The sequence below is a fragment of the Streptomyces sp. NPDC052101 genome (assembly GCF_040680235.1).
In the GTDB taxonomy this organism is placed as follows: domain Bacteria; phylum Actinomycetota; class Actinomycetes; order Streptomycetales; family Streptomycetaceae; genus Streptomyces.
On record NZ_JBFAWH010000002.1, the window covers coordinates 402,661 to 428,523 of the forward strand.

Genomic DNA, 25,863 nt, shown 5'->3' on the forward strand with positions numbered 1-25,863 from the left:
GATCCTAGCCCGCGCGACGCGGATACGGGACGGCGGCCGACCGGGTACGCCACCATGGCCATGACGCCGCGTCCGCTCGCCCACCACCCGCTCACTCTCTCCTCATCGCCGGCTCATCACCGGCCCATTGCCCGCTCATCGCCGCGACGAGCCGGTCGGCGAGCGGCTCCGGCAGGCCCAGCAGGCGCAGTGCCTCGGGCAGGGTGGCGGCCGGTACGACCTCGGACTCGGCGGCCCGCGCGGCCTGCCGGTAGCGGGCCCGGGCGGCGGCGTGGTCGCCGCGTGCCTCGGCGGTGCGGCCGAGGCCGGCCAGCGTGCGGACGCGGTTGCCGAGCCCCTTCACCCAGTGCGGTTCGAGGTGTTCCAGGGCCCGGGTGTAGAGGTCCTGCGCCGTGTCCGCATCCCGCTCCGCCAGGGCGATGTCACCGAGTCCGCGCCGGGCCGCCGCCAGGGCTCCGGTGCTGCCGGACCGGCGGGCCAGCTCGGCCGCCCGCGTGTAATCGGCCCGGGCCGCCGTCGGGTCGGTGCCGGCACGCTGGTCGCCGCGGTTGACCAGCAGGTCGGCGCAGTCCTCCAGGGCGCCCAACTCCTCGGCGAGGCCCAGCGCCTGGTCGGTGAACCCGGCCGCCGCCCGCCCGTCACCTCGCGCGCCCGCGACGCCGGCGAGCGCGTCCAGCGCCAGTGCGGTACCCCAACGGTCGCCCAGCGCACGGAACTTCGCCGCCGCCGTACGGAAAGCCCGTTCGGCCTCGGCCGGGTTCCCGTCGCCGAGCGCGCCGAACCCGATGACGTAGTGGGCGACGGCCCCGACCCATGGGTCGGGGCTGTCCCGTCGGCCCGCGACCAGGGCGTACGCACCGGCTGTGTCCCCGTCGTCCGTGGCGTTGCGCAGCATCCACAGCAGCAGCGCGGCCGGGTGACGGCCCGGCCGCCGATCGTCCGACCAGGCCGCGGTCAGCGCCTGGGCCGCCGCCGCCCGGTGCCGGTGCCACACGTCCGGCCCGGCCGGGCCGGACGCGGCGACCAGCACACAGATCGCGTACTCCTCGCCCAGCCCGTCCGGGGGTGTGTCGCCCACGGTGTCGAGAAGGGCGCGTGCCTGCGGCGCCAGGGTGCCGGCCGCGCCGCGGATCCACAGGTACGACGCGGCGGCGGCGATCAGCCGCAGCGCCGTCCCGGTCCGCCGCGCCCCGACCGACCGGCGCACGGCCGCCAGCAGGTCGGGCTGCTCCGCCGCGAGGGCCGGAAGCCACCGCAGCTGTTCGCCCCGCAGCAGCTCCGGGCCGGCGGCGCCCAGCAGCTCCAGCAGCGCCTCGGCGTGCTCGCGCCGTACCTCCTGCGTCTCGCCCGCCGCGTCCGCCTGCTCGGCGGCGTAGGCGCGGATCGTCTCCAGCATGCGCAAGCGCCCGCCCGTCCACTCCAGGAGCGACTTGTCGGCGAGCGAGAACAGGGTCTCCTCGTCCGTGTCGCAGACCCGCAGCGCGGACGCGACGCTCGCCCCGCCGGCGAACACGGAGAAGCGCCGGGCGGCCCGCTGCTCGGCCTGCGACAGCAGCTCCCAGCTCCAGCCGACCACCGAGCGCAGCGTGCGGTGCCGGGTCTCGGGGGTGCGGCTGCCGCGCCCGGTCACACCGAGCCGGTCGTGCAGCCGGGCCGCCAGCTCCTCCAGGCTGAGGGTGCGCAGCCGGGCCGCCGCCAGCTCGATGGCCAGCGGCAGGTGGTCGAGCTCGGCACAGACGCGGCCTACGGCCGCGGGGTCGGGGGCGAACGCCCGGCGCACGGCACGGGCCCGGTCGGTGAACAGTGTCACGGCCGCGCCGTCGTCCAGCGGTCGTACGGCGTGCAGGTGTTCGCCGATGACACCGAGCGGTTCGCGGCTGGTCGCCAGCACCCGCAGTCGCGGGCAGGCCGCCAGCAGGCGTGCGGCCAGGACGGCGACCTCGTCCACCAGGTGCTCGCAGTTGTCCAGGACGAGCAGCAGGGTACGGCCGGCCAGCGCCGCGATCAGCCGGTCCAGCGGGCCGTGCGGACCGGTCGCCAGATGCAGCCCGCTCTCGCGCAGGCCCAGGGCGCCGAGGAGGGCCTGCGGCAGCACGGCCGCGTCGCGCAGCGCGGCCAGTTCCACGAAGCACACCTCGTCGCCGATCGCGCCCGCCACCTCGGCGGACAGCCGGGTCTTGCCGACGCCGCCCGGCCCGGTCAGCGTCACCAGCCGGGCCGCCCGCAGGAGTCGCACGACGTCGGTCACCTCCTCCGCACGGCCGACGAAGGCGGTGAGCGGGGCCGGCGGAGCGGCGGGGGCGGGGGCGGCGGGGGCCCGCAGCAGCTCGCCGTGGAGCGCGGTCAGCTCCGGAGAGGGGTCCGCGCCCAGCTCGTCGGCGAGATGCCGCCGCACCTTCTCGAACACGACCAGCGCCTCGGCCTGGCCGCCGTCGGCGGACAGCGCCCGCATCAGCAGCGCGGCGAGCCGCTCGCGCAGCGGATGACGGTCCAGGAGTTCACGCAACTCCGGTACGGCAGCGCGGTGTTCGCCGACCCGTATCCCGGCCTCCAGCCGGTCCTCCAGTGCCGTCAGTCGCAGTTCCTCCAACCGTACGGCGGCCGCGCGGGCGGGCTCGCCGCCGGCGAGGTCGGCGAGCGCGGGGCCCCGCCACAGCTCCAGCGCCGCACCCAGCAGCGGCAGGGCGGCCTCGGCATCGCCCTCTCGCAGGGCCGCACGGCCTTCCCGCGCCAGCCGTTCGAACCGTCCGGCGTCCACGTCCTCGTCGGCGACGGCCAGGCGGTAACCGGCCCCGGTCCGCTCGATCGCCGCCGCACCGCCGAGGGCCGAGCGCAGCCGGGACACCTGGGACTGGATCGCGTGCGCGGACGGCACCGCACCGTCCGGGCCACCGGCCACGATGCCGTCGGCCAGCCGGTCGACGGGGACGACCTCGCCGGGCGTGACGAGCAGCAGCGCGAGCAGCGCCCGCCGCGCGGGTCCGCCCACGGCCACCTCGGCCCCGTCGTCGTTCCACACCTGGGTCCCGCCGAGGATTCCGAAGCGCATGCGGGTGATTATCCACAGCGCCCGCGGATGGTCGTCCCCGCGCACAACCACCCCTGCGGTTCAGGCGATCGGGCCCAGATACGTACCGCCGGACACATCGATGGTCCGCCCGGTGATCCACCGTCCGCCGGGCCCCGCCAGGAAACCGACGACGTCGGCCACGTCCTCGGGCTCGCCGAGCCGGCCCAGCGCGGTCATCGACTCGATCATGGCGACCACCTCCGGGATCGCGGTGTAGCCGGCGGTCAGGTCGGTCCGCACCGCGCCCGGCGCGACCGTGTTCACCGTGATCCCGCGCCGGCCCAGCTCATTGGCCAGCGTCGGGGCCAGCGACTCCAGTGCGGCCTTGGTGACGGTGTAGCCGATCTGGGTGGGGACGGCGAACCGGCTGGCCGTGGAGCCCATGTTCACGATGCGCCCGCCGTCGTTCAGCAGGGGCAGCGCCCGCTGGATCACGAAGAGCGGCGCGGTGACGTTGACCGCCAGCAGGCGGTCCCACTCGTCCGGGGTCACCTGGGAGACCGAACTCATCGAGGAGATCCCCGCGTTGTTGACGAGGATGTCCAGCCCGCCTCCGCCGAGCGCGGTGTCGAGCCCGTCGAACAGCCGCTCCACCGCGCCGGCTTCACCGAACCGGGCCCGTACGGCGAACGCCCGGCCGCCCGCCTCCTCGATCCGGGTGACGGTCTCCTCGGCCGCCTTGTCGTCACCGCCGTAGTGGACCGCGACCCGCGCGCCGTCGGCGGCCAGCCGCAGCGCCACCGCCCGTCCGATGCCGCGCGATCCACCGGTCACCAGCGCCGTCCTGCCCGTCAGCACACCCATCGTCCACCCCTCGTCCAAGGACCGGCCCTCGATGCGGACCGGCGATGAACCCACACTCACGGCCCCCGCTCACCGCCCACTCACCGCACGCTCACCGAGGCATGCGCGCGCGGCGAGGCCCGGTGGCTCACCGTGAAGAGGTCCGGGTCGCGCAGCAGCCCGAGCCGGGACGCCGTGGGCGTACGGTTCATCGCACGTCCACCGCGAACTCTTAGACCACTGCGCGGCGTACGTCCGGTATGACGATGTCGGCGGTCTCCACCGGACGGCCGTCGCAGTCGTGGATCGTCCGCTCGATGCGGAGCACCAGGTCCCCGACGCCGATCCCGAGCAGGTTCGCCTCGGACCGGTCGGCCCGGGCGGGCCGCGGCACCTCTACGACGGTCTCGACGGCCACGCCGATCGACCGCATCCGCGCCACGACCCCCTGGCCCGCGAGCGGACCCCGCTCGGGCAGGACGACCGGCGTGCCGCGCGTGATCGCCATCGGCTCCCAGGAGTCGGAGAGCTGCACGGGCAACCCGTCGGCGAGGAACTCGTACTGCGTGTTCACACAGAGGTCCCCGGGGCTTATGGCGAGCCGCTCGGCGATGGCCTCGGGGGCCGGGACGCGCACCAGGCTGTGCGCGTCCCAGGCGCCGGCCCGCCCCCGCTCCGGCGTCCCGGCGAGGGCGCGGGAGCCCCGGTGCTCGCGGTGCCACGAGCGGAGCATCCGCAGGCGCTCACGCGGCGTACGGACGTAGGTGCCCGAGCCCGCGCGCCCTTCGAGCAGGCCCTCGATGATCAGGCGGTCCACCGCCCGCTGCATCACATTGCGGCCCACGCCGTACTCCTCGGCGAGCCGCGCCCGGGACGGCAGCCGCCTGCCGATCTCCCACTCGCCCGCGAGCACCCGCGCGCGCAACGCGTCGGCCACGGCGAGATACGGCGCCTTTCGGGGCATGGGTGACTCTCCGGTCGGTGACGGTGGGTGCCGGTCCGTGGATGACGGGCAGCGGATGGCCGTCCGTGGATGACGGTCGGCGGATTCGCAAGCTACTGCACCGGCCCGGAGCTACTGGAGCAGCATTGCGCTCCGTGCGGGCCCGCGGGGAGAGCGCGGGGGCACGGCTGTGCTTCCGCGGCGTCACCGTCCTGATCAGCCGCGTGGAGGCTGTCCGCGGACAAGGCGGCCACCAACTGGAGCCTGCACAAAGGGGATTGATGTCAGATCTGGCGCGGGTCCGGCCTGAGCACGGCGAACACCGCCTGGGACGGGTCGGCCAGCCACGCGATACGGCCGACGCCGGGGACGTTCGCCGCCGGCATCAGCACGGTGCCGCCGTTGTCGCCCACCGCGGTGACGATCGCGTCCGTGTCGGCCACGGCGAAGTACGGCACCCAGCGCGCCTCCTCCCGGGCGTCCTGCAGCGGGGCCACCCCGCCGAAGGAACCCTCCCGCTGGTCGCCCTGCGCGATGCTGAGCACCTGGTACGTCATGCCCGGCGCCTGCATCGCCTCGGCACGCCAGCCGAACAGCCCCCGGTAGAAGGCGATGGCCGCATCCGGGTCGCCGACGTGCAGCTCCACCCAGACCAGTGTGTCGTCCTCCGACGCCCGCTGCAGGCCCTGCCCGGACTGGAGCACGGCGAACTGCGCGCCCTGCGGGTCGGTGAACTGGGCGAAGGTGGCCTCGCCCAGGTTCAGGGGCTCGGCGCGCACCGTGCCGCCGGCGCGGGTCACGGACCGGGCGGCGGCCCGGGCGTCATCGGTGCGGAAGTACGTCATCCAGGCCGACCTCGCCCCCGCCTCGGTCAGCGGGCCGAGGCCCGCCACGGTGCCGCCGCCCTTCTGGAAGTAGCCGTAGCCGCCCGCCTCCGGGCCGGCGGACACGAAGTCCCAGCCGAAGACGGCGCGGTAGAAGACGGCCGCCGCCTCGGTGTCGGGGCTGCCGAGGTCGACCCAGTTGGGCGATCCGGTGCGGAACGCTGTGCCGAGCATGTGTTTCCTCCTGCCGGTCCGGTGCGGAAGCCGCCCGCCACTATGCCGACGTAACCGGCCGGGACATCGCTGGGACACGGGAAAAGAACCCCACGAATCTGCGCAGGAGCGCCACACGGGCTGCACACGGCCTTTCAAAAGCCTCGTTAGCGTGACGCCACGCCCGCTCCCCCTGGACTCAGGAAGACCACTGATGGACTACTGCTCCTCGTGCCGCCGGCACCTCAACGGCGCCCTGGTCTGTCCCGGGTGCGGTGCCTACGCCCCGGACATAGCCCCGCCCCGCACCGATGGCCACCGCCACGGCCAGGGCCACGGCCCCGCAGGCGGCTGGTTCGCCGCCGAACGGCCCCTCGCCGAGGTCACGGCCGCGCCGCCCGCCGACGTCACGGCGGCGCTGCCCGCCGAGCCGGCCGCCGACGTCGTAGCCACATCGCCCACCGGCGACGTCGTGGACGCGCCGCCGGCCCCGCAGGGGCGCGCGGCCCGGCGCCGCCAGCGGGCTCGCTGGAAGAAGAGCCAGCGGCGGGCCGTGGTGGCGACCGCCGTCGCACTCGTCGGCGGCGGCCTGACGCTCGCCTCGATGGACCGCGGCTCCGGCGACCGGGCCCAGGCGTCCAGTGCGCCGGACAACCGGAGCATGGGCCTCACCGAGGAGCCGTCGGCCGCTCCCAGCCAGGCGGCGTCCACACCGGACCAGACCGCCGGCACACACCGGCACACTCCCACCACACCGAGCACGCCGAGCACGCGAACGGTCGCCGTCAACACGCCCCGGCAGCAGTCCCTCGCGCCCACGCCTTACGCGGCCCGGTCCGCCGGCCACCCGCACACCGTCGCGGTGGACTCGCACCCGGCCGCGCCAGCGGCCCCTGCCGCCCCGTCACACAGCAGCACGCCGTCCACCAGCACCAGCACGGACACGGGCACGGGATCCTCCGGCACCACGGCACAGCCCGCGCCCTCCACCGGAACGAGCAGCGGCTCCTCCTCCACCACCCCGTCCACCCCGTCCACCGGGTCGACCTCACACGACCAGCTCTGCCTGGTACTGGTCTGCCTCGGCTGAATACCCCTTGATCGATCAACTCCCCGCTGGGATCGTCTGGTTGGCGCGGGCGGCCGGACCGGACCCCCGCCGTACCTGAGGGGGGACTCACATGATCGTTGTCACCGGAGCTACCGGCACCGTCGGATCGGACGTCGTCACCGGTCTGCGGGCACGCGGGGCGGACGTGCGGGCGCTGGTCCGCGCCGGCTCGGCGGTCCCGGCCGGCTGGGACGCGGAAGTGGAGGTGATGGCCGCCGACTTCACGGACCCGGCGTCGCTGGACAAGGCACTGGCCGACGCCGATGCCGTGTACGTCCTCGTGGCGGTCCATCCGGAGATGGACGCGCACGAGCGGAACGTGATCGAGGCGGCCGTACGCACCGGGCGGCAACCGCGCGTCGTACTGCAGGCCGCCGCCGGTGTCGGGGAGCACGGCGAGGGGATACGGTTCCTCGCCGCGCACACCGCCGGGTTCGGGTATCTGGGCGCGTCCGGGCTGCCCTGGACGGTGCTGGCGCCGAACGGTTTCTTCCAGAACTTCCTCGGCATGGCGGAGTCGCTGCGCACCGGCCGGCTGGCCCTGCCGGGCGGCGCGGGCGCGGTGTCGTACGTCGACACACGGGACGTCGCCGAGGCCGCGGTCGCGGTGCTGACCGGCGACGGGCACGAGTACTCCATCTACACGCTGACCGGCCCGGCCGCCCTGACGCACACCGAGATCGCCGGTGTGCTCGGCGAGACGGTCGGGCACCCGGTGACGTACGAGGCGCTGGAACCGCAGGCGGCCCTCGCCGCGATGCTCTCCGCCGGCTGGGCGCCCTGGCGGGCGGAGGGCATGGTCGAGCTGTACGGGCTGTACGCGGCCGGCGGCGCCGCCGAGGTCACGGACGAGGTCGAACGGCTCACCGGCCACCCGGCCCGCCCGTTCACCGCCTTCGCCGCCGAGCACGCGGCCACCCTGCGCGCGCGGACGGGCGACTGACCGCCCGTCCACACCGCCTCCCCATCACCGTCACCGTCCGTCCCCCGTTGATCGGCTACGCTACGCGTCCGACAACGGGGGAGACATACATGTTCATGTCCAGCAGGCGACTGCGAGCGGCCGGTGTGGCGGCGGCGCTGCTGGCCGCGCTCACCGCGTGCGGGGGCGACAAGGGAGACGACGCCCGGGGCAAGCCGTCCGCGACGGCCCCCAGCGGCTCCCCCTCCCCGACCCAGAACCCCGTCCACGGCCTCAAGGACACGCTCCGCCACGTCACCCGCAGGACCACCCTGGCCACCCGCCCGCACCTGGTCCGCCGGTGCACGACGGGCACCCGTCAGGTCCGCCACACCACAAGCTCCGGCTCCGGCAGCCACCGCCGCACCCGCACCTCGTACACCACCGAGCACTACCAGAGCTGCCGCAAGGTGCCGAACGGCACCGAGACCTACCGCAGGGAACTGCGCCCGGAGCGCTGGTGCGTCCGCCTGGACGACGTGAACGGCAACCGGAAGCAGGACGACACCTGGTTCCGTGTCGACCGCCTCGACTACGACCATGTCCTCGACGCCGACGACCACACCCGCGTCCAGTTCGTCCCCCTGTCCCCGGACACGGGCTGCTGAGGGCTGGGCCGCGCGGGCGGGCTCGTCAGCACCGGGCGACGGGAGCCACGCTCACCGCGTCACGCTGCCAGTCGAGATGCCGGATCACCGTGGCACCCTTCCCGTCCTTCGCGCCCTTCCCGGCTTTCACCTTTACGGTGACCCCCGAACCGTCGACGGCCAGCAGCTCACCGCAGACCGCGTCCCCACGCGTGTGCACCACGACCGTCGACGCCGGATCGTCCGGCGCCGGGGCCGCCCAGGTCACCATGATCCCGGCGGCCGTGGCCAGGACGCCGAGCAGGGTCGCCCAGCGGGTGAAGCCGATCAGCCCGGCGATGCGGTCCCGCTCGTCCCGCTCCCAGTCCAGCAGTCTCTCCGCGTGCGCATACCTCAGCTCATGGCCGGGCCTGCCGTGCACCGCCGACACCGCGAGGAACGCGGCGGTGAGCAACAGGCCGAGCCCCGCCGCCATCAGCACGATGACCGCCAGCCGGTAGCCGGAGGGGAGTTCGGCGACGTTCTCGCGGCCCTTGAGGACCAGTACCGCGGCGAGCAGACCGGTGGCGACGGAGAGGAAGTTCCGCCACCCTTCGGCCTGCCCGCGCGCGATCTCCAGCTGGGCCTCCGCCATCGCCTCCAGCCGCTCCTGGGCCCGGCGCAGTTGCCGGGGCGCGTATCTCCTGGGCGTGGTCATGGAGTCCCGCCCGCAGGACGCACAGCGGTCCAGTCCGCGCCGCAGCCGCCGGTCTCCTGGTCGTCGCCCCGATGCGGATAGGTGCACGCGCACCGCATGAAGACCCGGTCCGGAACCTCGTCCGCTGACGGACGGTTCCGGCGCCACCCCTTCGACACCACACCGGGGATCACATCCGGGACCGGATGCTCGAACTCTCCGGCGCACTCCGGACACGTGCCGGAGATGCTGAACGCTCCCCCGGCCAGGTTCCAGGAGAACCCGGCCGTCTGGTCCGGCAGGCTCTTGACCTCGTAGTCCTTGGAGCGGTGCGGCACATCAGTTCCCTTCGTACGGCGGCACACGGAAGCCGAACAACGGCGCGTAGTCCTTGAGCCGTTCACGCGCCTCGTCCACGCTCAGATCCGTCTCCTCCGAGGCCAGCAGCACCTGGTCCTCGGACACGTCACCGGACAGGGCCGGCTCCCGGCCGGTGAGGCGAGCGGTGAGGATGACGACGTCACGCCAGTCGGGGGTGCGGGTGACGTCGGGCTCGGGGAAGGGGATGTCGAGTCCGACGGCCGCGAACTGCCGGAGCCGGCGGTACGTCTGCGGCAGCCCGAGGCCGAGTCGGGCGGCGGCGATGACCAGGGCGAGCGGGGTCATGGTCCACGATGCGTCCAGGGAGGGCTGCATCAGGGCGTACTCGGCGGCCAGGTCGCGTCGCCGTGGCCGAGCCGGCGCTGCGACGTCATGCGGAACCGGAACGGTCGGGGCGCCCAGGGACCGAAAGGAGTTCACCATGGCCGCGGCGGTCGGGAGGTCGACGCCTTCTCTGTTCGCCAAGGAGACCAGATCACTCAACCAGACATGCTTCCGCCAAGTTCCTCGGACGGACAGTGCCATGAAGACCGGGTAGCTCGGCCGCTGGCGGGACGCTTCCTCCGGCACTTCGATCACCTCCAGGCCGTACACGGCCGCCCGGCGGCGCAGCCTTCCGGCAAGCTCACCGAGGCGCTCGCCGGATCCCGCCGCGAGTCCCATGAGGTAGAGGGGGTCGACGCGGTCCCTCATCTCGACCGGTGGCGCGGCCACTCTCGGAGCCCCGACGGAGTTGCGCATGGGCATCAGCCACGAGTCGTCCGCGATCTCCCGGGGCCGGCCGGACCGGCGCGTGGACAACCAGGAGCGCGCCGCGCGGACCGCACCGCGTTCCACGAGTCCCGCGGCCGCCAGTGCTTCGACCGCGGCGACGTTCTCCTCCAGCAAGGACGGGACGTCCAGGTCACCGAGCACGCGCAGCACCGCCCAGAGGGTCAGTGGACGCGGCCCCGACTCGCCGCCCTCGTCCCTGGCTGCCGGCTCGGCAGGAAGCCGCCCGCACCACGACGGCGGGCGCAGCGCCGCCAACGGGCCGGGGTCCGGCACCTTGAGATCGAGTTGCCCGGCCCAGCCGTTCAGCCACCTCGCGGTGTCTCCCACGGTCTCCTCGCGGTGTGCGGCCAGCCGCACCAGATGTCGCAGACCGATCAGGCCAGGGTCGAGGAAGGGCGCCTCGCCGTCCAGGTCTCTGCTGGCCGCGAGGAACTGGGCACGGTCCAGGGGACGTACGAGGTCCGGTCCGGTGAGCCGGTAACCGAGAGGTTCGAAGCGGCGTACCACAGCCTCGATCTCCGCCGCGGGAATGCCCGTCCGCTGTACCCGCGAAGCGATGTCGATGGGACGCATCAGCTCGGGGAACGGCGGTTCACCGCCGACCGTGAGAGGCGCGCTGGCCAGTCCTGCCTCGTCGTTCAGGAGAGCCATCCGTTCCCGAGACCCTACGACATGGGAGCCGAGTCCCTCCAGGTCCGTGGGCACCGGAATCGACGGATCGAAACGCGACAGCCGCCCGCACAGTCCGGCCAGGGTGCCCAGACTCACCTGGTGGGTCTCCGACACCCGCAACAACCCGGCGCGAAACAGACGTTGCTCCCCCGAACTGCGCGGCGCCACCTTCCGGCACTCCTGGTAAAGGGCGACCAGCAGACCGTCCGGAACGACCTCACCCAATGCACGCACGTCCGTCGCCTCCGGAACGGACACGCCCAAGAAGGCGTACCTGCGCAGCTGGCGCGTCGTCTCCCGCAGGGAGATTCCAGCGTTCGCGGCGGCTCGCAGCGGAGCGAGCCAGGACCCGTCCGGGTGGGACCTGAACACGAGTGCGTCGAGCGCCTCGGGGGCGGGGATGACCGCGCCCTCCTCCAGGGGATGCCGGCTCCGTGTCATTCCCAGAGCACTCTTGCGCCAGTCTTCGAACAGGGACTGGGGTCTCCGCCCCTTCCCGCTGAGGATGCTCTCGTCGACCGGGAAGCATCCGACACCGCCCAGGGTGAGACCGCCCCCGCCCCGGGACCGCCGCTTCCATTCATAGTCTTCGGGAAGCGACACAGGCACATCGCCCACCAGCAGGTGGCTGATGACCGTCTGCCCGAGCACCGGTTCCCTCTCCGTGAGTTGCCAGAGCCATTCCAGCGGGAAGGGACGCCAGGCCGAGCGGACCAGCACAGGCACGGCGTTCCGGACGTCGTGCTCCACGCCCTTCTTGTCGTGACAGAGGATCCGATTGCGGTCCACGCTCAGCTTCACCCGGTGTCTGCCCCGGAGGTTCAGCACATACCCGAAGGGACGGTCGGCATCCGCGACGAGCAGCCCGTCGGCCAGCAGCATGCCCGGCCCGTCCACCCACCAGACGTCGTCGGCGGCGCGGATACGCAGGCTCGACAGCGACGATCCGCCGTACAGCTCACCCGGCTCCCAGATCACCGTCTCGTCGACGAACTCGGTGGCCGTCACCTCCACCGGGCTGCACCACAGGAACTCGCGCAGCGCCCGGATGACGGACGGCCGCCGCCCGTCGTTCCGGTCGGGCTCGTCATGGACGTACAGCCGGACGATCGTGCCCCCGCCCTCCAGCTCGTTCTCCTCCCGGCTCAGATGCATCAGCCCCGATCCGGCGGTGACGCTGGCCCGATGGCCGTTGGAAGCCGGTACTCCGCCCGACATGCCCACCGGCCGGGTGATCACCTCCACCTCTTCGGCCAGCATGAAGTAGCTGAAGACACCGATGCCGAAACGGCTGTTCAGCTCGGTGGTGATGCCCCTGCGGCGCCACCGGCGCATCTCGCGCATGCGGGCCGAGGACTGTTCCGCGCGGCGGCCGGCCTGGGCGAAGAGGTCCCGCAGTTCCTCGGCCGTCATGCCGACGCCGTTGTCCTCGCACTGGATGTACATCCGGCCCGTGGCCTCGTCGGTGCCCTGTGTGAACGTGATCCGCGATCCGGCCAGCTGTTCGCGTTCGGACTCCGTGCCCGTCCACCGGTCACAGTCCGCGTAGCGCCTGCGGGCCTGGCGTACGCGGCAGGCGTCGAGGGCGTTCTGGTACAGCTCCCGCACCGCCAGCATCCGGTCACCGTACAGCTGGGTGCCCATGATGAGCGGCTTGACCTCGTCCTCGGCCAGCTGGAACCGAGGCGGCGGTTTGTCGAAGGCGCGGTTCTTCGGCTGCAGTCCGTCGGTCTTCACCACGTGCGGGAGGCCGTAGAGCAGGTCGCGCGGGCGCAGGGTCCCCTGGGTGCGGCGCGTCGCCTGGGACACCGTGGCGATCCGGGCCGCGAGCCGGTCCAGCGCGGTGTACAGCGCCGCGCTGGAACACTTGAAGACCAGCTTCCACCGGGTGGCCGGGGCCTCACCGGACGCCAGTGCCTCCGCGGACTCGGCGTCGGAGCTGATGCCGAAGCCCTTGTTCGCCCTGATCTCGCCGACGATCCCCTGCGGCAGGATCTGCGTGGGCTCGCGCGGGCCGAGATGGTCGATGAGGACGCCGTCGAGCATCCGCGGGTCGATGGCGAGGAGCCCGGCCATGTGCAGGAGCGTGGCCAGCTCGTGCGGGCGCCAAGTCCACCGCTCCTCGCCGCAGAGGTCCTCGCACAGCCCCGTCCACCACTCGCCGCCGTCGGGCGCCACCGCCTCGGCCGGTGTGCCCGTGCCCAGCTGGGAGACGACCTGGAGGACCGCACCGCGCAGGATGCCCCTGTCATCGTGGTCGAGCGTCTCGCCGGTGGCGCTCTCCGCCGCCCGCACCAGGAGGTCCACCGCGTTGCGCAGGCTGTCCAGCGCGTCCTCGTCGCTCTCCCAGAGCAGGTCCCAGTCGGCGAGGAAGCGGTGCCGCAGCCAGTACTCCGCGCAGCGCGCGTCCTCGGCCCGGCCGCGCCGCAGCAGGGTCTCGCGCCAGGACTCGGCCTGCCGGTGGGCGCGTCGTACGTCGCCCATGTCGCGGTCGAGCTGCGCCTCGAAGCCGTCGGCGGGCAGTTCCCGGGGGGCGGCCGTGTCCTCGGGACCGTTCCCGAGGACGTTGCGGAGCGCGGCCAAGCCGCAGGCCAGCGCGGCCTCGCGGAGGAACGGGGCGCCGAGCAGCACCACGGTCTCCACCAGACCGACCCGTGCCTCGCTCACGGCGACGAGGGTCTCCAGCCGCTTGATCAGCCGTTCCGGGAAGAGGTCGTCGTCCCACGGGTCGGTCCCGGCACGTCGTGACTCACGGATGCGCACGACCTTGGTCACGACCTCCGCCAGCTGCTCCTTGGCCTTGGCGTGCTCGGCATCGGTGCCCTCGGTCAGCTCCCACAGGGCCGAGGAGAGCACGGCGTTGGTCCAGGGGCCGGCGAACGGCATCGCCTCGCACATCGGCACGGCCGCGTGGGCCCCGCCGGACTGGTCGTTGCCCAGCCACCGTACGTCGACCGTCGGCGGCTTGAGGTGCGAGTAGGGCCGCGCGATGTCCCGCGCACGGTCCTTGACGGACTTGATGACGTCGCCCACGGTCCGGGCCGAGGCCTCCCGCACCACGGCCTGCGTCAGGGCCTTGGCCATGACGCTGCCGCCCTGGACGTGCCCGAGGGCCGTCTCGCCGGCCTCGCAGGCGCTCAGGACCACGACGTTGTCCCTGGCCCGGCTGACCGTCAGCTTCCCCAGCCCGGCGGCGTCGCCGTCGTCGCTGCGGCAGGCGTCGAGGCAGAGCATCACCGTGGCGTCGGAGGTCAGCTGCAGCAGCAGTTCGTCGGGGGCCACTTCGATGAGACGCTGCCGGTCCAGCACGCGCTCCCCGCCGGGACGCTGCCTCGCCCAGATGTCACTGGGGACGAGGAAGTCCGTTTCGCCGATCCGCACGCCGTGTCCCGAGAAGTAGACGAGACCGACGTCCCCGTCCTGGCAGGAGTGCAGGAACTGGTCGAGCTGCTCGGTGATGTTCCGCTGGACGGTCGATTCCTCGTCGTCGAGGACCGTCACGTCCTCCGGCGCGTAACCGGAACGCAGCAGGGCGTCGCGTAAGTTCGCCACGTCCGTGACCGTGAACGGCAGGCCGGGGTAGGCGTCCCGGAGTTCGGGCACTTTCTCCAGCTCCGGATGTCCGGGCACCGCGATCAGAAGCGCTCTGCGGCGCCCAGGACTCATCGTGCTCAATCTCCCCACGAACCAACCGAGTTCGCGACCTCACGAACGGCGATTATCGCAGACGGCACCGGCGCGCACCCGGGAGAGCGCGAACTTCGGCTTCCGAGCCCGGCGCCCGTGTCCTTGGGCTCACGGGCCGGGCGTTCGCAGGCCGTACGGCTCGTCCCGGTCGGCCGGCGGCCTGTGTGCCAGCCGGCGGTCCCGGCGGACCAGCAGCGCCGTGGTGAGGGCCACGAACGCGAACGCGGCCGACAGCGGCGCCAGGAAGTAGAGCATCACCGGTCCCGCTCCCCGGTCCCGGAGCGGGTGATGGCCCGCTCCACGGCCGCCATCCGGTCCGCGAGCAGGCCCAGGGCGGCGACGGCGCGGGTGAGGGGGTCGTCCTCGGGGCCGCCGAGGGCGCGGGCGCGGACGTGTGCCGTCTTCACCTCGGTCCAGCGCGCGGCCCGGCCGGCGTCGAGCGTGCCGCGCAGTTCGGCCAGTTTCAGCAGGTTGGCCTCGGCTCCGGTCGTGAGGGTCTGGGCCTCGGCCGTGTAGTGGTCGTCGACGACCGCCTCGCGTTCGGCGTCGTTCATGACCGGCCGCAGCCGCTGGGCGATCTTGTTCATGTCGCGGTAGGAGCCCTGGAGGCGGAAGGGGGGTTCCGTGCGGGCGGCTTCCGACTGGGCGGCCGAGGCGATGTAGGCCGCGTTCACCCGTAGCACGGTGTCGCGGACCGACAGGAGGTGGCGCAACACGGCGACCGCGCGGTCCAGTTCGGCCTGTGGGAGCGGGTGGGTCAGGCGGTCGGCGCGGGCCGTGGGGTCGACGGCGGCCAGCCGGACCAGGAGGTCCAGGTCGGCGTGGTCGCGGGCGGCAAGCGGGGCCAGCGCCGGGTTGGCGGTGAGGGCGTTCTCGATGAAGCTGAGCGCGAAGACGTCCTCCTTGCCGGTGAGGACATCGCCGAGGTTCCAGACGTCCGCCCGGTTGGCGAGCATGTCGGGGACGCGGAAGCGGTCGCCGCACTCGGTGTAGGGGTTGCCGGTCATACAGACCGCGAACCGCTTCCCGCGCAGGTCGTAGCTGCGCGGCTCGCCGTCCCACACGCCGTCCACGCGCCGGGTGGCGTCGCACAGCGGGATGAACTTCTGCAGCAGCTCGGGCGAGGTGTGCTGGATGTCGTCGAGATGGAGCAGGGTGTTGTTGCCGGCCGCCAGCGCGAAGTTGATCTTCTCGATCTCGCGGCGGGCGGTGGCGTTCGGGGCGTCGGCCGGGTCCAGCGAGGTGACGGTGTGGCCGAGCGCCGGGCCGCTGACCTTGACCAGCATCAGGCCCAGCCGGTCGGCGACGTACTCCATGAGGGTCGTCTTGCCGTAACCGGGCGGGGAGACGAGCAGGAGCAGGCCGCCGGTGTCGGTGCGCTTGGACTCGCCGGTGGTGCCGAGCTGGCGGGCGAGGCTGTCGCCGATCAGGGGGAGGTAGACCTCGTCGACGAGGCGGTTGCGGACGAACGCCGACAGCACGCGCGGCCGGTGGTCGTCGAGGCGGAGCCGGTCGCGTTCGGCGGCCACGAGGGCGCCGCGGCGCTGCTGGTAGGCGCGGAAGGCGGGCACGTCCGCGGCCGCGAAGCGCGCCGTGCGGGCCAGGAACTCGTCCAGCTTCACCGGCAGTCGGCCGCCGGACACTCTCGGGTGGGCGCCCAGCAGGCCCTCCGCCGTCGCGGTGAGCGGGGCGTCGCCATCGTAGCGGGGCAGGCCGGGGCAGAGTTCGGCGGCCACCGCCTCGGCCAGCTCGCCCGGTTCGGCCTCGGTTCCGGTGGCCGCCGCGTACGCGCCCAGCCAGGCCCCCACCACCTGCCGGCGCGCCGCCAGCTCGGTCAGTCCCTCCAGATCACCGGCGTAGCTCCCGCCCGCGTGCCGGAACTTCTCCAGCAGCGTGCGCGCCGCGTCCCCGAGCACGAAGCCCTCCGGGCCGCCGGTCAGCTCCTCGAAGAGGTACGCGGCGGCCGGCCCGCCCGGTGTCCGCGCATCCCAGGCCTCGATCGCCCCGGCCAGCTCCCGCTCCAGCTCCCCGACGGCCGGTACGGCACCGAAGGCGTCGCGGGCCCGGGCCAGCGACACCGCCCGTCGCCGCCACGCCGTACGGGCCTCGTCCGTCGTGCCGTGCGTCCAGAACAGCTGGGCGGCGGCACGGGCGGCGGGCTCGTGGCGCAGGGTGCCGGCGCCCTCGTACAGGGGCAGCAGGGCCTGGAGCACGAGGGTCGCGTCATGGTCGTGGACGCCGCGCTCGTAGCCCTCGTCGTACGACTCCTGCGCCGCCCGGCGGACCAGGCCCGGCAGGTCGTCGGCGGCGGCGAGGGCGGCCGGGCCGTGCTCGGCGAGCAGGCGGGCCGCGAGGTGCTCGGCGCGGTAGACCTCGGGCGACTCGGAGGGCAGCCGGCGGTCCCAGTACGGGCGGGTCCCGGCGAAAGCGGGGTCGGTCACCGGGCGGCGGTAGTCGGTGCCCGTCACCGCGAAGGCCAGGGTGTCGCCGTGCGGGACCAGGGTGAGGTCGAGCGGCTGGGTGTTGACGGCGAAGCGGTGGCCGCCGAGCAGCAGGGCACGGCCGTCCTCCGCGTACAGGTCGGCGCGGTCGCGCAGCGCGCGGCCGGCCTCCTGGCGGGCGGACTTCAGCCGGCCGTCGAGTTCCTCGGCACGCACGCTGTCGCCGAGGGCGCGCAGGTCACCGGCGGTGCGGCGGACCTTGGCGACCAGCGGGTCGGAGGCGAAGTAGGTGGTGACCGCGTCGGTGTCGGGGAGCGTGGCCGCCCGGCGGCCGACCGTCTCCAGCATGCGCCCGGCGGAGACGGCGAGCTGTTCGGCGCGGTGGGCGCGGGCGTCGGCGAGGGACTGCTTGCGGGCGGCGAACGCCTCGTAGATCTCGGTGCGGCGGTCCGCGAGTTCGGCGAGGAAGTCGTCGAACTCGGCGAACCGGCCGTCCAGGTCCTCCAACCGGGCCAGTACCGACGCCAGTTGGTCGTCGCACTCCTCGGGCGTGCCCGACGCGGCGAGCGCGGCGGTGACGGCCTGGGCGAGCAGCGCGGTCTCGGCGGCGAACTCGGCCCGCCCCTCGCTGTCCTGCAGCGCGCGCCGCCGGCCGTCGAGGGTGGCGCGGGCCCGGTTGACGCCGCCCAGCACCTCGGCGATCCGTTCCAGTACGGCGGTGCGGACCGTGGCGTCGGCGATGTCGAGGCCGGTCACGACCTCGGTGACGGTGCGCAGCCCGTCGGCCAGCTCGTCCAGCCGGGCGGCGACGGGGGCTGCGCCCGCGGCGGTCTCGACGGCCCCCGCTTCCCCGACCAGCCGCTCGACCTCCGCCTGATGGGCGGCGAAGGCGTCCTCGCGGGCCAGGAACGCCACCGCGCGCCGCCCGAACCCGGCGAGGTCGGCCGCGGCGCCGTCGGCCAGTTCCCCCAGCCGGGCGGCATCGACGTACCGCAGCTCCCGCAGGGTGAGCAGATGTCCGTGCGCCTGCCGGAGTTCGGTCAGCCCGCGCACCCAGGCGGCGGCCTCGCGCGGGGCTTCGCCGCGCAGCCTGCGCACCACGGCGGCGATCCGCTCGGCGGCCTCCTCCAGCGCGTCCGCGGCCTGCCGGGTCAGCTCCCGTACCGCCTCGAACTCGCCCAGCACCTGCTCGGCGGTGATGTGCACCTCGTCCAACGGACCGGCCAGGTCCCCGAGTTCTGGATCGGCGAGCCAGTGATGGGTGTCGGCGGCGCGCACACAGGCGGCGGCCAGCGCCCGGTACCCCTCGCCGGTCTCGATGCCGTCGGCGACCAGCCGGGCCACCGACAGGCAGTCCGCGAGCCCGCGCACCAGGTCCGCGTTGCCGACCCGGGCGAGCGCGCCGGTGCCGGTGCGCAGGGCGGCCGCGTGGGTGTCGGAGACATACGGCGAGGTCCACCACTGCAGCGGATGGGTGTGCGCGGGCTCGTCGCCGCCGGCCCGCAGCACGGCGAGCGCGCCGTCCTCGAACAGTGCCCAGCCCCGGCACGGCAGCGGGGTCGCGATCTCCTTGCGCAGGGTGTTGTACGACAGCAGCAGGGCGCGTCCCCCGGCGCGGGACCGGAAGGCGTACAGCATGTCCTCGCCGTTCGGCGCCCGCACCTCCCGCTCGAACTCCAGCCCCCTCACGTCGAGTTCGTATGTCTTGTGCGCTCCCCCGGCCAGGCAGTAGCCGCCGGGGAAGACGATGCCCTGCTCCTCCGGCAGCCGCCGGCACGCCTGCCCGATCCCGTCGATCCGCACCACCGTGCGGGTGAGGGCGTCGAACACCAGGTACCGGTCGGCGTCCTCCTTGTACGGCCGCACCCGCAGCAGCACCAGCGGACCGACGCTCGTGTGCGCGACGGCGGCGTCGGCGAGCGACTGCAGCGGCTCCTGCACCGGCTCGGCGTGCAGCCGCTCCCCGTCGGGGGTGCGTACGGTGAGCGTCCCGCCGACGGTGGTCACACCGAGCCCGCCGGGCACCGCCACATACGGGTCCCGGCCAAGGACGTGGTCCTCTCGGGTGGTCTCCGTCCAGGTCATGTCCTGGGCCGGCGGGAAGACGTCGTCGCGCTCGCCCCGCGCGTCCAGGAACTCCGCCCGGCCGTCCTCGGTCAGCGACCAGCGCAGGACGCGGACGTCCTCGGCCTTCTCGCCGGTGCGGAACACCGCCAGCAGCCGGCCGTCGACCCGGCGCAGCCGCAGCAGCCTCGCCTGCCGGTAGTAGCGGTGCAGCGCGGTGAACTCCCGCACGAACGCCGGGTCGTCGAGCAGTCCGGGTACGGCGCTTTCGGGCAGCCGCTCGCCGTCGCGGCCGTAGAGCGTGAGTACGTCGCCTTCGGGGCCGCCGGCGGTTCCGCCGCCGGTTGCGCCGAAGAGCAGGGCGTCCCCCACGGCCACGATGTCGCTCGGCAGGCACGGGTGCGGCGTCCCGAGCCGGGCCGTGGCGGCGAGGTCCAGCCGCACCGACCCGAACTCCTCCGCCCGCCGGGCATTGAGGGTGTCCGCCCTCCGGGCGAGGTCGGCCGCGTGCGCGGCTAGCCGGTCGCGGAGCACCTCGTAGGTACCGGCGTCGACGGTGGCCATGGGGGGTGGTTCCCTTCGTGGTCAAGTGCGGGTGCGTGGTGGCGGTCGCGCCGCAGCTGTGGACAGTCGCGCCGCACCCGCCCAGCCTCAGTTGTGCGCGGCGCTCCCGTTCAGCGCGCTCAACGGCGTGTCCGCGAGGCCCAGTTCGCTCGCCCGGTCGAGGAGCTTCTGGAGCTGTCCCGTCTCCGGTCCGCCGCCCTTGATCTGCTTCATCAGCAGCGCCGACACCGTCAGGTTCCGCAGGTCCGCCGAGCCCAGCGAGCCAAGGACCCAGCCCAGGTCCTCCGTGAAGCTTCCCGAGCCGTCCAGCCACGGCCGCGCCAGCGTCTGCGCGGTGCGGGAGCTGTCGAGGAAACCGTCCACGCCCTTGCCGAGGGAGATCGAGGACACCAGGCGGTCGAAGAAGACCGACTCCCCGCCGACGATGTCGATGTCGGCGTTCTCCAGACCGGTCGCCAGCACCGTGGCCTGCGCCTCGGCGACCTGCCGCTGGGTCTCCAGACCGGCCAGCCGGATCTCCTTCTCGGCCTGCAGCCGCAGCCGGTACTCCTCGTGCCCGCGCGACGCCTCGTCCAGCGCGGCCATCGCGGCGGCCTTCTCGGTCAGACCGGCGGCCTCGGCCCTCAGCTTCTCGCCGATTCCGGCGGCCTCCGCCAGCGCCTTCGCCCGCGCGCCCTCCGCCTCGGCGAGCGCCATGGCCTGGGCGCCCTCCGCCTCCGCCTTCAACCGCGCCTCGGTGGCCTGGGCCGCCGCCCGCGCACCCTCGGCCTCCGCGAGCCCCTTCGCCCGCGCGCCCTCGGCCTCGGCGAGCGCCTTGGCCTGGGTGCCCTCCGCCTCGGCGCGCAGCCGGGCCTCGGTGGCCTCCGCCTCCGCGCGGCCGGCCTTGACGGTGACCTCGGCCTCCTTGTCGCGGACCTGGACGGCGGCCAGCCCCTCGGCGGCGGCCTCGGCCTGGACGCCCTCGGCGAGCCGCAGCTTGGCGCGGGCGTCGAGGTCGGCGGTCTTCAACCGGGCCTCGGCGAGGGTGAGTTCCTCCGCCGCCCGGTGCGTCGCGGCCTGCTCGGCCGCCTCGGCGGCCTTGATGTCCTTGACCAGCTTCTCCTGCGCCTCGGCCTCGGCGGCGATGACGAGGGCCTGCCGCTCGCGCTCCGCCTCCTCCACGAGCCGCAGCTTCTTGATGGACTCCTCCTGCTCGGCGACCGTACGGTCCACCGCGACCCGCTCCCGGATCACCTCGGCGATGTCCCGCTTCTCCGCCTCGACCTCCTTCTCGGCGGAGATCCGGGTCAGCTGGGTCTCCCGTTCCCGGGCGATGACTTCGAGCAGCCGGTCCTTCTCGATGCGCTCGTTCTCGACGGCGATGACCCGCTCGCGGTTCTTCGCGGCGACGGCGATCTCGCGGGCCTGGTTCTCGCGCTGCACGCCGAGCTGTTCCTCGGTGCGCAGGAACGCGCCCTGCGCGCGCAGCCGTTCCTCCTCCACCACGCGGGCGGTCTCGGCCTCCTCGCGGGCGCGGGAGGTCTCGATCTCCCGCTTCTTCTTGATCTCGGCGTCCGCCTGCCGGCGCTCCAGCTCCAGGATGGCCTCGCGGGCGTCGACGTCCTGGCGGGTGATCTCCATCTGCTCGCTGCGCTTGGCCTCGTTGGTGCGCACGTGCTCGACGGCCGTCAGCTCGGTGATCTTGCGGATGCCCTGGGCGTCGAGGACGTTGGCCGGGTCGAGCTGGGTGAGCGGGGTCTGCTCCAGGTAGTCGATCGCCGCGTCCTCCAGGTGGTAGCCGTTGAGGTCGATGCCGATCAACTCGATGATGTGGTACCGGAGTTCCTCGCGCTTGGTGTAGAGGTCGGTGAAGTCCATCTGCTTGCCGACGGTCTTCAGCGCCTCGGAGAACTTCGCGTGGAACAGCTCCTGCAGCGTGTCCTGGTGGCTGGCGCGCTCGGTGCCCACGGTCTGGGCGACCTTGATGACGTCCGGGACGGTCTTGTTGACCTTCACGAAGAACAGGATCCGGATGTCGGCGCGGATGTTGTCCCGGCAGATCAGCCCGTCCCGGCCGGAGCGGCTGATCTCGATGGTCTTCACCGAGATGTCCATCACCTCGGCCTTGTGCAGGATCGGCAGTACGACCTGTCCGGTGAAGGACACGTCGACCCGTCGCGTCTTCGACACGATCAGGGCCTGGCTCTGGTCCACCTTGCGGTACAGCCGCGAGAACCCGAACAGCGCCAGCAGTACGACGACGAGACAGGCGGCGACGAGCACGCCGAGGACTTCCATGACACACGTCCTTGCGTCAGAGACGAAACCGGAGCCCCCCGTGGCTCCGGTGCCGGACATCTGCCGGTGCCCGGCACCGAAACCCTCCGTAGTGCTCCCCGCAGAGGATGGTGCGTCCGGGGCACACCCCCGCGCACTGCCGGTTTCCGGCAGTGTTCACTAGGGTCTGCATGCCGGATACGCGCTAAGAAGACGTCACCGGCGCGTCAAGATCCACGGGGGACGGGGGACGGAACAGCATGCGGGAGCAACAGGAGATATCCGAGCGGTACTTGGACGGCTTCACCCACACACTGATCGAAGTGGCGGCCACCAGCCGCCGGTTGACCCGTGAGGAGCTGAAGACCCGCCGCACGCTGGGGGAGCAGGCCGCCGAGGCCGGGCACGGCCTGCGCGCCCTGGTCGTCGCCCACCTCGCCGCCACCCGCGCCGCCTGGCCGACCGCACCGGGCTCGGCCGAGAGCACGCTGGCCGCCCTGGCAGCCGTGGAACAGGCGGTCGACGCGTTCGCCGAGGGCTACGAGCGCGCCCAGCGCCTCACCGTACGCCGGGAGGAGGCCGCACGCCGGGAGTTCATCGACGACCTGCTCTACGGCCGCAGCGACCTGGGCAGGCTCGCCGAGCGCGCCGAACGCTTCGGCCTCAGGCTCTCCCGCGCGCACGCGGTCGCCGTCGCCGAGGGCCCGGCCGCCTACGGCGACGGCGGCCCGGTCGCCCGCCAGGTGGAAGCCGCCGTCCTCGCCCGCTTCGACTCGCACAACATCCTGCTCACCACCAAGAACGGCCGGCTGCTGTGCATCGCGCCCGGCGACGAGGACGAGGTCCTCACCCATTTCGCCAAGCAGGCCCACGCCGCGACCGACGGCGGCCGGGTCGCCATCGGCCGCCCACAGCCCGGCCCCGGCGGGGTCGTGCAGTCGTACGAAGAGGCCCTCGCCGCACTGGAGATGGCCGACCGGCTCCACCTGGACGCACCGCTGCTGCGCGCCGCCGACCTGCTCATCTACCCCGTACTCGCCCGCGACCGGCAGGCCATGGCCGACCTGGTCCAGCACACACTGGGCCCGCTGGTCTCGGCCCGGGGCGGAGCGGGCCCCCTCCTGGACACCCTCACCGCGTACTTCGACTCCGGCTGCGTGGCCGCCGAGACCGCCCGCCGCCTCTCCCTGAGCGTCCGCGCGCTCACCTACCGCCTGGAACGCATCCACAAACTCACCGACGCGAACCCGGCCGACCCGGCGCACCGCTACATGCTCCAGACGGCGGTGATCGGCGCCCGCCTCCTGGACTGGCCGAACCGGCCGCTGTGAGCCTTACGGAGCGCCGGGGGACGTACCTCCTGTCGTACGGTCGCGGCAGCGGGGGCAGCGGCAGGGCGGCCACGTCAGGGAGTCGGGCAACTGGGCGGGATCGCCAACGTCGTAGGTACGCTCATCTGTCCCGCCGATCCGCCGCCCGTGACGGGTGAGGCGGTAGGTGCTGATCGTCATGCGGGACGTGCCCGGCTCGGGCGGGGTTCCGGCGTTCACCGCCCACCTCCCAGGCTCTGCTGGTGGCAGGGGCAGGTACAGCGCGGCATCAGCAGCAGTCCCATGCCGTGGGGTAGAGGTACGTCCTCGGTGCGGCGACAGTCGGCGTGCAGATCCTGGTACTCCGGGCGCTGCCCGAGCCCGCATTCCGCCGAGCGTCCGGCGTCCACGACGCTCTCGCTCATCGGGCCAACCCCTCAGCGCCGATGACGTGCCGGTCGAGGTCGATGCCGAAGTCCATCGCGAGGACCAGGGCGAGCCGCCGATGGCGCCTCAGCGCCCGTTCCCGTTCGTGTTCGCGTTCCCACTCTCGCTCGACCGCGAGGACGTAGGGGCGAACCATCACCGAGGCGTGGCCGTCGAGGGGCACGTCCCGTCCGTACGGGGACCGTTGGGCGGGCAGCGTCGGGGAGGACGTGCGGGGCGCATCGGCCCAGTCGACGGGCGCCGGTGTGGTGAGGCGCGCAGTCGCCCGGCGCCTCCCAGTACCAGGCGCGAACACGTCCAAGGCCCGTCGCAGTAACGCGTGGATAATGCTCACTGTCATCAACTCCAGTTAGTTGGTGGCCACGCCCCGGGGCCGTCGCTAGCGGTCGCCGGGGTCCTTTGTGTCGCTCAAGATAGCCAGCACATATATCCCTGTCTATAGACAGGCACTCATGCTGGCTTCTATGTTCGAGTGTGAGTCGATGCGTACAGTACGGGCCGTGATTGAGTTCGACCCCACCCGGCCCAAGTGGGTGCAGATCGCCGACGTCCTTCGCGAAAGGATCACGACCGGCGAGTACGCGCCCCGTACGCTGATTTCCGAAGTCCGTCTGGAGCAGGAATTCGGCGTGGCACGCATCACCGTTCGGAAGGCGACGGCCGCCCTCCGGGAGGACGGCCTGATCATCACCACGCCCGGAATGGGATCGTTCGTAGCGGACGCGTCCGAAGGAGGCGAGTCCGCGGGCTGACCGCGCGGGAGGCCGGCGCCTCCCGCACCGCGGGGAAGCTCAGCCGGCCTCTGCCCCTGGCCAGGGTGTGAGGGTCGGCCGGTCAGGCGCATCGAGCCATACCCGTTGGCCGTCTCGGTCGACTGTCAGGCCGAACCGGTCCCGGTCCGGCCGCCCCTGAGCCAGCCACCAGTCCCAGGCGGCTGCTGTCTCGTCCCACAACCGCCGGGGACCGTACTGCTCGACTTCGAACTCCGTACGGCCGGGTACGTACTCCACCGTCGCCCATGAGGTCCGGTCGTCACCGAGGATCCAGTAGGTGGCTTCGCCGGAGCCGTCGTCGGCGTGGTGAAGTTTCGGGTAGGCGTCACGGAGCTGGGTGCCGATCGCGAAGAGGGCGTCGGCGTCGTTGTCGATGTCGTGGGGATCGACGGCGGTGGTTGACTTCGCTCCCTCCTGCCGGTGGTAGACGTCACTGATGGCCCACTGCCGACCCCGCTGGTTCCGGGCCCACATGAACTCCGGGTAGCCGGTGAACCGCCCATGTGCCGTACCGTGGGACACGTCCAGGACAGCGAACGAGTACGAGTGGAACGATCCGCCCCAGGGGGTGACGATCTTCCCGCCGGGCGTCTGCTCGGCCCATGCGTACGGGATCGTACGGACGGTGCATGTGCAGATGAGCCGGTCCAGCGGAGAAGAAGCCGGAATACCGGCCATGCCGTCCCCGGTGATCACCGCGACGGGCAGACCGGCCGCCTTCAAGTTGGCCCGAGCCTGCTCCGCGACAGCCGGGTCGTACTCGATGGTGACGACGTTCTCGCAGCCCAGCCGGTGCGCCAGCCATGCCGCGTTCAGGCCCGTTCCGGCGCCGACTTCCCCGACCCGGTGGCCGTCGTGGACGTCGAGGAGCGACAGCATTTCGAGCATCATCGACGGCATCGAACTGGACGACGTCGGCCTTCCGGGCCCGCCCACCTCACCGTCATCGACCTGCGTGACCACAGGCACGTCGCCGTAGGCGAGCCGCGCCCATTGTTCCGGGTCGGCCGCCTTGTCGCCGCCCTCGAACCGGTCAGGGAGGAACAGGCCGCGGTCGACGGACTCAACGGCATCTCGCCACTCGGTCGGCAGCGTGCCTTTGTGGGTCAGGATCTCGGCCAGCCGCCTCTGCGATGTCATCCGCTTCACTTCTTCGGATTGCTGATCGGCTTGGTCCACTGACCATCGCTCTCCTTCGGCGACTGCTTCTTGTCGCCGTCGGTGCCGCCTTTGCCGTCTCCGTGCTTGCCCGCCATGAGATTCCTCCTTGCGATCATGCTGACGCTGGTGTGCCGGATTTTCCGCGCCGTCCGGGCTACTACCCGT

At 72.9% G+C, this 25,863-nt stretch carries 18 protein-coding genes; 5 read left to right on the top strand and 13 right to left on the bottom strand.

Annotation, left to right across the window (positions count from 1 at the left end; translation table 11 throughout):
- Positions 1–91 precede the first annotated feature (91 nt).
- The 4 genes from AB0L75_RS05475 to AB0L75_RS05490 all read right to left on the bottom strand — a co-directional run bounded on the left by AB0L75_RS05475 (position 92) and on the right by AB0L75_RS05490 (position 5,854).
- The gene (locus AB0L75_RS05475) at positions 92–3,049 is read right to left on the bottom strand and encodes a BTAD domain-containing putative transcriptional regulator (RefSeq protein ID WP_365175589.1); all 2,958 of its coding nucleotides are present in this window, start codon (positions 3,047–3,049) and stop codon (positions 92–94) included.
- Positions 3,050–3,109: 60 nt separating this feature from the next.
- Complete coding sequence (locus AB0L75_RS05480) at positions 3,110–3,874, bottom strand: SDR family oxidoreductase (protein WP_365176464.1); 765 nt, start codon at positions 3,872–3,874, stop codon at positions 3,110–3,112.
- A gap of 211 nt (positions 3,875–4,085) precedes the next feature.
- Entirely contained in the window at positions 4,086–4,817 is a 732-nt protein-coding gene (locus tag AB0L75_RS05485; protein ID WP_365175591.1) for a GntR family transcriptional regulator, read from the bottom strand.
- A 263-nt stretch (positions 4,818–5,080) separates the two neighbouring features.
- Entirely contained in the window at positions 5,081–5,854 is a 774-nt protein-coding gene (locus AB0L75_RS05490; protein ID WP_365175593.1) for a VOC family protein, read from the bottom strand.
- Positions 5,855–6,047: 193 nt separating this feature from the next.
- On the opposite strand from AB0L75_RS05490, the gene AB0L75_RS05495 reads away from it, so the two are divergent.
- The 3 genes from AB0L75_RS05495 (at position 6,048) to AB0L75_RS05505 (ending at position 8,513) form a co-directional block, all read left to right on the top strand.
- Positions 6,048–6,923: a hypothetical protein gene (locus AB0L75_RS05495; RefSeq protein ID WP_365175595.1), complete on the top strand. Its 876-nt coding sequence runs from the start codon at positions 6,048–6,050 to the stop codon at positions 6,921–6,923.
- A gap of 91 nt (positions 6,924–7,014) precedes the next feature.
- Entirely contained in the window at positions 7,015–7,887 is an 873-nt protein-coding gene (locus AB0L75_RS05500) for an NAD(P)H-binding protein (protein ID WP_365175597.1), read from the top strand.
- Between the two features lie 95 nt (positions 7,888–7,982).
- Positions 7,983–8,513: a hypothetical protein gene (locus AB0L75_RS05505; protein WP_365175599.1), complete on the top strand. Its 531-nt coding sequence runs from the start codon at positions 7,983–7,985 to the stop codon at positions 8,511–8,513.
- 25 nt (positions 8,514–8,538) lie between these two features.
- Here AB0L75_RS05505 and AB0L75_RS05510 read toward each other — a convergent pair whose 3' ends face one another.
- From AB0L75_RS05510 to AB0L75_RS05535, 6 genes are all read right to left on the bottom strand, one after another.
- Entirely contained in the window at positions 8,539–9,189 is a 651-nt protein-coding gene (locus AB0L75_RS05510; protein WP_365175601.1) for a hypothetical protein, read from the bottom strand.
- Positions 9,186–9,506 carry a hypothetical protein gene (locus tag AB0L75_RS05515; protein ID WP_365175603.1) on the bottom strand — a complete coding sequence of 107 codons (321 nt, stop codon included), beginning with the start codon at positions 9,504–9,506 and terminating at the stop codon, positions 9,186–9,188. Before AB0L75_RS05515 ends, AB0L75_RS05510 begins: the two co-directional genes overlap by 4 nt.
- A 1-nt stretch (position 9,507) precedes the next feature.
- Entirely contained in the window at positions 9,508–14,661 is a 5,154-nt protein-coding gene (locus AB0L75_RS05520) for a caspase family protein (protein ID WP_365175605.1), read from the bottom strand.
- A 129-nt stretch (positions 14,662–14,790) separates the two neighbouring features.
- Positions 14,791–14,937 carry a hypothetical protein gene (locus tag AB0L75_RS05525; RefSeq protein WP_365175607.1) on the bottom strand — a complete coding sequence of 49 codons (147 nt, stop codon included), beginning with the start codon at positions 14,935–14,937 and terminating at the stop codon, positions 14,791–14,793.
- Positions 14,937–19,751, bottom strand: a complete 4,815-nt coding sequence (locus AB0L75_RS05530; protein WP_365175609.1) for a DNA repair ATPase — start codon at positions 19,749–19,751, stop codon at positions 14,937–14,939. The genes AB0L75_RS05525 and AB0L75_RS05530 overlap by 1 nt, the downstream gene beginning before the upstream one ends.
- 87 nt (positions 19,752–19,838) lie before the next feature.
- The gene (locus AB0L75_RS05535) at positions 19,839–22,028 is read right to left on the bottom strand and encodes a flotillin family protein (protein ID WP_365175611.1); all 2,190 of its coding nucleotides are present in this window, start codon (positions 22,026–22,028) and stop codon (positions 19,839–19,841) included.
- A gap of 239 nt (positions 22,029–22,267) precedes the next feature.
- Between AB0L75_RS05535 and AB0L75_RS05540 the strand changes: the two genes are divergently transcribed.
- Entirely contained in the window at positions 22,268–23,338 is a 1,071-nt protein-coding gene (locus AB0L75_RS05540; RefSeq protein ID WP_365175613.1) for a helix-turn-helix domain-containing protein, read from the top strand.
- A gap of 215 nt (positions 23,339–23,553) precedes the next feature.
- Here AB0L75_RS05540 and AB0L75_RS05545 read toward each other — a convergent pair whose 3' ends face one another.
- Both AB0L75_RS05545 and AB0L75_RS05550 read right to left on the bottom strand, forming a co-directional pair.
- A complete protein-coding gene (locus AB0L75_RS05545; RefSeq protein WP_365175615.1) occupies positions 23,554–23,742 on the bottom strand; it encodes a hypothetical protein in 189 nt (62 codons plus the stop codon).
- Complete coding sequence (locus tag AB0L75_RS05550) at positions 23,739–24,098, bottom strand: hypothetical protein (RefSeq protein ID WP_365176466.1); 360 nt, start codon at positions 24,096–24,098, stop codon at positions 23,739–23,741. The genes AB0L75_RS05545 and AB0L75_RS05550 overlap by 4 nt, the downstream gene beginning before the upstream one ends.
- 166 nt (positions 24,099–24,264) lie before the next feature.
- On the opposite strand from AB0L75_RS05550, the gene AB0L75_RS05555 reads away from it, so the two are divergent.
- A complete protein-coding gene (locus tag AB0L75_RS05555) occupies positions 24,265–24,516 on the top strand; it encodes a GntR family transcriptional regulator (RefSeq protein WP_365175617.1) in 252 nt (83 codons plus the stop codon).
- Positions 24,517–24,555: 39 nt separating this feature from the next.
- Here AB0L75_RS05555 and AB0L75_RS05560 read toward each other — a convergent pair whose 3' ends face one another.
- On the bottom strand, positions 24,556–25,677 hold the full coding sequence (locus AB0L75_RS05560; RefSeq protein ID WP_365175619.1) for a methyltransferase domain-containing protein: 1,122 nt from the start codon (positions 25,675–25,677) through the stop codon (positions 24,556–24,558).
- Between the last annotated feature and the right edge of the window lie 186 nt (positions 25,678–25,863).

What these genes read in the sequence shown, in the direction of transcription:
- AB0L75_RS05475 (WP_365175589.1), bottom strand. Translation starts at nt 3,049, where the DNA reads ATGCGCTTCGGAATCCTCGGCGGGACCCAGGTGTGGAACGACGACGGG.
- AB0L75_RS05480 (WP_365176464.1), bottom strand. Translation starts at nt 3,874, where the DNA reads ATGGGTGTGCTGACGGGCAGGACGGCGCTGGTGACCGGTGGATCGCGC.
- AB0L75_RS05485 (WP_365175591.1), bottom strand. Translation starts at nt 4,817, where the DNA reads ATGCCCCGAAAGGCGCCGTATCTCGCCGTGGCCGACGCGTTGCGCGCG.
- AB0L75_RS05490 (WP_365175593.1), bottom strand. Translation starts at nt 5,854, where the DNA reads ATGCTCGGCACAGCGTTCCGCACCGGATCGCCCAACTGGGTCGACCTC.
- AB0L75_RS05495 (WP_365175595.1), top strand. Translation starts at nt 6,048, where the DNA reads ATGGACTACTGCTCCTCGTGCCGCCGGCACCTCAACGGCGCCCTGGTC.
- AB0L75_RS05500 (WP_365175597.1), top strand. Translation starts at nt 7,015, where the DNA reads ATGATCGTTGTCACCGGAGCTACCGGCACCGTCGGATCGGACGTCGTC.
- AB0L75_RS05505 (WP_365175599.1), top strand. Translation starts at nt 7,983, where the DNA reads ATGTCCAGCAGGCGACTGCGAGCGGCCGGTGTGGCGGCGGCGCTGCTG.
- AB0L75_RS05510 (WP_365175601.1), bottom strand. Translation starts at nt 9,189, where the DNA reads ATGACCACGCCCAGGAGATACGCGCCCCGGCAACTGCGCCGGGCCCAG.
- AB0L75_RS05520 (WP_365175605.1), bottom strand. Translation starts at nt 14,661, where the DNA reads ATGAGTCCTGGGCGCCGCAGAGCGCTTCTGATCGCGGTGCCCGGACAT.
- AB0L75_RS05525 (WP_365175607.1), bottom strand. Translation starts at nt 14,937, where the DNA reads ATGCTCTACTTCCTGGCGCCGCTGTCGGCCGCGTTCGCGTTCGTGGCC.
- AB0L75_RS05530 (WP_365175609.1), bottom strand. Translation starts at nt 19,751, where the DNA reads ATGGCCACCGTCGACGCCGGTACCTACGAGGTGCTCCGCGACCGGCTA.
- AB0L75_RS05535 (WP_365175611.1), bottom strand. Translation starts at nt 22,028, where the DNA reads ATGGAAGTCCTCGGCGTGCTCGTCGCCGCCTGTCTCGTCGTCGTACTG.
- AB0L75_RS05540 (WP_365175613.1), top strand. Translation starts at nt 22,268, where the DNA reads ATGCGGGAGCAACAGGAGATATCCGAGCGGTACTTGGACGGCTTCACC.
- AB0L75_RS05545 (WP_365175615.1), bottom strand. Translation starts at nt 23,742, where the DNA reads ATGAGCGAGAGCGTCGTGGACGCCGGACGCTCGGCGGAATGCGGGCTC.
- AB0L75_RS05560 (WP_365175619.1), bottom strand. Translation starts at nt 25,677, where the DNA reads ATGACATCGCAGAGGCGGCTGGCCGAGATCCTGACCCACAAAGGCACG.